The 6,153-nt window shown below is 71.3% G+C and carries 4 protein-coding genes and 1 pseudogene; 1 reads left to right on the top strand and 4 read right to left on the bottom strand.

What is annotated here, in order from left to right; all coding sequences use genetic code 11:
• The coding region (locus tag ACFXB5_RS51950; RefSeq protein WP_385222693.1) for a type I polyketide synthase at positions 1–1,510 on the bottom strand (1,510 nt) is incomplete at its 3' end.
• A gap of 1,017 nt (positions 1,511–2,527) precedes the next feature.
• Between ACFXB5_RS51950 and ACFXB5_RS51945 the strand changes: the two genes are divergently transcribed.
• Positions 2,528–3,616: a thioesterase II family protein gene (locus ACFXB5_RS51945; protein WP_385222690.1), complete on the top strand. Its 1,089-nt coding sequence runs from the start codon at positions 2,528–2,530 to the stop codon at positions 3,614–3,616.
• Here ACFXB5_RS51945 and ACFXB5_RS51940 read toward each other — a convergent pair.
• The 3 genes and pseudogenes from ACFXB5_RS51940 to ACFXB5_RS51930 form a co-directional block, all read right to left on the bottom strand.
• Entirely contained in the window at positions 3,532–3,813 is a 282-nt protein-coding gene (locus tag ACFXB5_RS51940) for a thioesterase II family protein (protein WP_385222688.1), read from the bottom strand. The genes ACFXB5_RS51945 and ACFXB5_RS51940 overlap by 85 nt on opposite strands.
• A complete protein-coding gene (locus ACFXB5_RS51935; RefSeq protein WP_385222685.1) occupies positions 3,729–5,204 on the bottom strand; it encodes a thioesterase II family protein in 1,476 nt (491 codons plus the stop codon). Before ACFXB5_RS51935 ends, ACFXB5_RS51940 begins: the two co-directional genes overlap by 85 nt.
• 191 nt (positions 5,205–5,395) lie before the next feature.
• Positions 5,396–5,860, bottom strand: a pseudogene (locus ACFXB5_RS51930) (BTAD domain-containing putative transcriptional regulator); the annotation flags it as partial.
• Positions 5,861–6,153: the final 293 nt, after the last annotated feature.

Here is a 6,153-nt window from a genome sequence, read left to right as displayed (position 1 = left end):
GGGTCGCGGCCAACGAGAACGCCACATCCCGAACCGAAACCTCCGGACGAGCCGCCACGAACTCCGCCAACCGACCCGCCTGCCCGGCCAACGCCACAGCCGACCGCGCCGACACCACCCACGCCACCGAACCCGCAGACACCAACCCCGACTCCGAGGCAGACTCCGGCTCCGCCCCGGGCTCAGGTGTCGCCGACCGTTCGAGGACGGGCGCCTCGCCGACCACCACGTGGCAGTTGGTGCCGCCCATCCCGAAGGAACTGACCCCGGCGACGAGCGGCCGGTCGGCCTGCGGCCAGGGCGTGGTCCGGGTCTGGACCCGCAGGTTCAGCTCGTCGAGCGGGATCTGCGGGTTCGGCTCACGGAAGTTCAGGCTGGCCGGGATCTCGCGCCCGCGGATGGCCAACGCGACCTTGAGGAAACCGGCGATTCCCGCCGCGGACTCCAGGTGGCCGATGTTCGTCTTGACCGAGCCGACGGCCAGCGGGCCGTGCTCGCGGCGGTCCCGTCCCAGCGCGGCCCCGAGCGCCGCCGCCTCGACCGGGTCGCCGACCCGGGTCCCGGTGCCGTGCAGCTCGACGTACTGCACGTCCGCCGGCTGAAGGCCCGCAAGCTGGTGGGCGCGCCTGATGACCGCTTCCTGCGCCGCGCTGCTCGGGACGGTGAGACCGTCGCTGGCGCCGTCGCTGTTGACGGCGCTGCCGCGGATCACGCAGTACACGGGATCACCGGCGGCCAACGCGCTCGACAGGGGCTTGAGGACGAGCACGCCGCCGCCCTCGCCGCGCGCGTAGCCGTTGGCGCGCGAGTCGAACGTGAAGCAGCGTCCGTCCGGCGAGAGGCCGCCGAACTTCGCTTCCTCGGCCGCCGTCTCCTGGCTGATGCTGAGCTTGACCCCGCCGACCAGCGCGCTGGTGCACTCCCCGTGGCGCAGGCTCTCGCACGCCAGGTGGACGGCGACCAGCGAGGACGACTGGGCGGTGTCCACCGTCATGCTCGGACCGCTCAGTCCGAGTGCGTAGGACACCCGGTTGGCGATCATGCCGCGCTGGAGGCCGGTGTTGCTGTGCGCCGTTGTCGCGTCCGTGCCGCGCCCGCGCAGCAGTGCGGCGTAGTCGTCGCGGTTCGCTCCAACGAAGACGCCGATCCGGTCGCCGCGGACGGTGCCCGGCACGATGCCGACGTCCTCGAACGCTTCCCAGCTCAGTTCGAGCACCAGCCGCTGCTGAGGATCCATCGCGGTGGCTTCTCGGGGGGAGATGCCGAAGAACTCGGCGTCGAAGCGGTCGACGCTCTCCAGGTAGCCGCCGAAGGAGGTGCCGGGCAGGGCTTCGCCCGCCCGCGGCCGGCCGATCTGCTCCCGGTCCGCCGGCACTCGCGTGATCGCGTCGCCGCCGCTGCGGAGGAGCTGCCAGAAGGCACCGAGGTCCGGTGCCTTGGGCAGACGGCATGACATGCCGATGACCGCGATCACGTCATCCCTCGCAGGAAGTCGTTCAGCACCTGGCATGTCCATCCGTCCCCCGCGAAGAAGGAAATGAGCGTTCTCAGAAGGCCGTGAGCCTGTTACGGCCGGTACCGTCCGCCGTGGCGGCGCCTCTTTTCCCGGGTCAGTGGTGTCATGCACGCTGACCACACCGTGCCCGGTCCCGGTACCGCGGTCCACTCGCACCGGTCAGCACGAGCCCTGGCGTCCGGGACGACCGCGTGCCTGGTGCCGCCCCCCCGGGTGCCCGCTGACGGCGCGGCAGATCGGCGCATCGGGGATCGCTTCGAGTCGCCCCGTCCCGCGCCGGGTGATCCAGCGGCACGGACACGAAGAGCACCGCGCACCGGTCGCCCCCGACCCGGCCGAGGCCATTCGCCCCCCGAGACACGCGGCAGGCTCACCGACCGATCTTCCAGTCCCTCATAGGTGAAAGCTCACCACGTGGGCGAACGGCCCGAAAATGACGCCGTTCCACCAGGCGCCCCATCGGGAGGCAACCAGGTCATCCCGGGGGGATGCCGAATCGGACAGCCGGCGCACGCCCAGGTGGGCGGACATGCGGATCGGGGCGGTCAGCGCCCGGGAAGTGCTGAGTTCCCGGTGGATGGAATCCCGCCATTCGGCGGTTCACGCGCCGCCCCGAGACGATCTCCCGGTTCGGCGGCGCCCAGGCCGCCGCGCCGCGTCGGGCTTCGTCCGCGAGCTCTGCGCACGCGCGGTCGCCGGAGGACGGGACCGGTGCGGATCTCCACGTGTTATCGTGGCGGATCGCCCGTCAACAACGGGGCCTGGCAGGTGTGCTGGGCGCCGTGCCGGTGTCCGCCGAGGCGCAAGCCGCAGCCGCTTCCGGCGCACGGCTGACCGTCGTTCCCTGACGGTCCGTGGGATCGAGCCGCCTACTCGCCCGGATCCGACGCGGGTGTGTCACCAAGCGCGGGTGTGTCACCGAGATCGACGGCCGGGCCCGGTCGCGGATTCGTTCCCGGTCCCCGGCACCACGACATCGAGGGCTACGGCATCCAGCGTTGGCGGTTGCGCATGAGGTGCGAGCGATGGGGGCACGTGGCATATGCCCTCACCCAACATCCTGCTATTACTAGCACTTGGAGTGGCATCTCCGTACTGTCCGTCGATGATGATCCGTGGTGCCGCCGCTACCACCCGTCCCCCACGGCCACGGCCCGCCTGGTGTGCTTTCCGCACGCGGGCGGCTCGGCGCCGTTCTACTTGCCCTTCGCATCGGCTCTCAGCCCCAGTGTGGACGTCATCGCCATCCAGTATCCGGGGCGTCAGGAGCGCCGTGCGGAGCAGCCGTTGACGGATGTGGGCTCGTTGGCGGACCGGATCCACGACCTCCTGGTGCGGCAACCGCCGCTTCCGGTCACGTTCTTCGGCCACAGCCTCGGCGCCACCATCGCCTTCGAGACCATCCGTCGACTCGAGGCCGGCGGCAGCCCGGTGACGCACCTGTTCGCGTCCGGCCGCCGCGCCCCGTCGGCCCATCGCGACGCGGCCGGCGTCCACCTGCGGGACGACGACGGCATCCTGTCCGAGCTGCGCCGCCTGAACGGCACGGCCGCGAGTGTCCTCGGTGGCCAGGAGCTGATGCGGGCCGCCCTGCCGTCCTTGCGTGCCGACTATCAGGCAACCGAGACCTACCGGTGCGCCTCGAAAGCGACCATCGACTGCCCGGTCACGGTCCTGACCGGCGACTCCGACCCGGAGACGACGTTGCCGGAGGCCCACGCGTGGGAGCGGCACACCACCAGTACGTGCACTGTCCGCACGTTCCCGGGGGGCACTTCTTCATCACGGCGCACGGGAAGGAGATCACCGCCCTCCTCGAGGAGCACTTTTCGCGGACGGCCGACGGCGACCTCGGGACCACGGTCCGTCCTTGACGGCTCGGGTGACCGGCGCGCAGGCCGGTCACCGTCTCTGCGACCGACGGGAAGACTCGGCGTAGGGCCGACCAACACCGCTACCGCCTCCGCGATGCAGCGGCAGGCGGTGGCGGTAGTCCCGGTGCCGAACCCGGCTGCTCAGCGGCGCGGGCCGGTTCCCGCCGCAGGGGCAAGGCGGTTGGACACCACCGACACGACCCCGGCGATCTCCTTGACCAGGTAGAAGTGCCAGCCGGGGAAGACCCGGAACGCGAAGCCGCCTTCCGGCGCCTGCTCCTTCCAGTCCCTGACCTCCTCGACGCTGGCCTCCCGGTCCCGGTCCCCGACGAGCGCGGTCACGGGGCAGTGCAACGGGTCACCCGCGATGTAGCGGTACCGCCCCACGGCCGCGTAGTCGCCGCGGAGCGTCGGCAGCACCATTTCGCGCACTTCCGGGTTCTCCATCGCCCGGGCTTGCGGGCCGCGCCGCGAGCGGTCTCCGCGATGATCCCTTCGTCGTCGAGCAGGTGGTGCGTCTCCTCGCGCATGCGAGTCAGGGCGCGCCGACCGGAGACGAACAGGTGCGCGGGCTGGCCCGGGTGGTCCCGCTGGAGTCGTCGGGCGACCTCGAAGGCGAGCACGGCGCCCATGCTGTGGCCGAACAGCGACAGCGGACGGTCCAGCGACCCGGTCAGTGCGTGGGCGATGTGATTCGCCAGGGTGGGGATGTCCTCGATGCAGGGCTCGGCCCGCCGGTCCTGGCGTCCCGGGTACTGCACCGCGAGGACGTCCACGGTCGGAGCCAGCGCTCGCGTCATCGGCAGGAAGAAGGGGGCGGAGGCGCCCGCGTGCGGGAAGCAGACCAGGCGGTTCTCCGCATGGTCGGCAGGCGCGAAACGCCTGAGCCACAGGCTCTCGTCACCCGATCCGTCGTCGATTCCCATCCGGCCCCTCCTGGCGTTCCCGGCGTTCCTGGTACTTCTGGTGTTTCCGGTGTTCCTGGTCGGTGTCCGGGCCTGAAACGGGGACGCGCCCTCCGGCAGCGCCGCCCAGCCCTGCGCGGCGTCCGACGGCAGCAGGACGCTGACGGTGACCTCGACCACCGCGTTCTCCGGTATGCCGCCCCCGCGGCGGCTGATCCGCTCGATCAGCGGCGAAGCGTGCTGCCCGCTGATGCCGGCGAGCAGCCCGCGCAGCTTCTTGAGCTTGTCCGGGCCTCCGATGAGCATCTTCACCCGGTCCGGCCGGTGCGGCACCGGAAGGAGTTCGACCGCTTCCCACGCGCCGTCGCCGACCCGCTCGTACCGGACGCAGCGCTCGGTGGCGCGCTTGGTCTTCTCGCCGACCCAGACCTGTCCCGCCGGGGCGGCGCTGGCCAGTTGGAGGCAGCGGCCGACGACGGCGCTGTCGAGGGCGCGCAGGGTGCCGTCGCCGGGGCGGTGGCTGTGGATCGCGTCGGTGGACACGACCGCGACCTTGACCACCGCCGGCGGGACCCCGCCGTCAGCGGCGTCGCGGACGGACCGGGCCCGTCCGAGCGCGGGACGGATCGCCAACGCGGCCTCGACGGCGCGATCGGGGGCGTGGTCGGCGTCGTCGAACAGGATCCAGCTCACGGACGCGATCCTGCTGATGACCACCCCGCCGTACAGGCTGACCTCGCGGTCCACCGTCGCTGCCACCGTGTCGAACGCGGACGCCGTCTCGGCGACGTCCGCCCCGGGCCTGACCTCGCCGACGACGGCCAGCACGGTGGCCAACCGCCCCTGGGGCAGCGGCACGTCGCACCCGTCCGTCGGGACGAGCTCCGGGCGGCGGGGCTCGGCGGGCATATTCTCGGGCGGCGCGGCGGCCGGCGCCGCTCGGACGGCCGGGACGGCGGTCGGCCAGGGGGCCCCACGATGCCGTTGTCGCCGAGCGCGGGCCTCTCACCGCCCTGCCAGTCCAGTCGCAGGTCCTGATTGAGGATCAGGTGTTGGAGCTCCTGGAGTTCCCGGCTCGGCTCCAGTCCGTGGGCCTCGATCAGCGACACGCGGGCGCGGCGGTAGACGTCGAGCGCGTCCGACTGTCGGCCGCACCGGTACATCGCGAGCATCAGCTGTGCCACCAGGCGTTCGTGGGACAGTTCCCGTGCGGCGAACAGTTCGAGTTCCGCAATCACCTCGCGGTGCCGCCCGCAGGCGAGTTCGGCATCGAACAGTTCCTCGACGGCGACGACGTACGCGTTCTGGACCGCGGCGGCCTCGGGCCACGCGGTGCACGTCTCGGCCAGGTCGGCGAGGACCGGGCCGCGCCAGACGTCGAGCGCCTCGCGGAGCACTTTGCGCGCGGATTCCCAATCGGCGTCGACGGCGTGCGCACGGCCTCGTTCAGTGCGCTGCGTGAACACGTCCAAGTCGATGCTGCTGGGTTCGACGCGCAGCAGATACCCGGGCGTGTGGGTGAGAAGTACCGGCGGGTCGGCGCTTCCGCCGTCACAGGCCAGCATTCCGCGCAGCGAGGAGGCCGCATTCTGCAGCATCTTCCGCGCGGTCGGCGGAATGCGACCGTCCCAGAGGGAATCGAGCAGTTTGCTCGACGGGACGATCCGGAGCATGCCCAGCATCGCGCGCTGCTTGATCCCGCCGAGCGGCACGACCCTGTCCTGGGAAACCACTTCGAGTGAACCTAAGATATTGAACTGCATTTAGAGCTTGTCTCACGTGGTGAGTTTCGCGAGCTTTTTGTAGCAGGTCAGGGCGGCTGCGAGGCCGAGGAAGGCCAGGAAGTGTGTGCCCTTTC

This window comes from Streptomyces sp. NPDC059455 (assembly GCF_042750115.1).
Classification (GTDB): Bacteria; Actinomycetota; Actinomycetes; order Streptomycetales; family Streptomycetaceae; genus Streptomyces; species Streptomyces endocoffeicus.
This window is presented reverse-complemented; position numbering and strand designations above follow the sequence as displayed.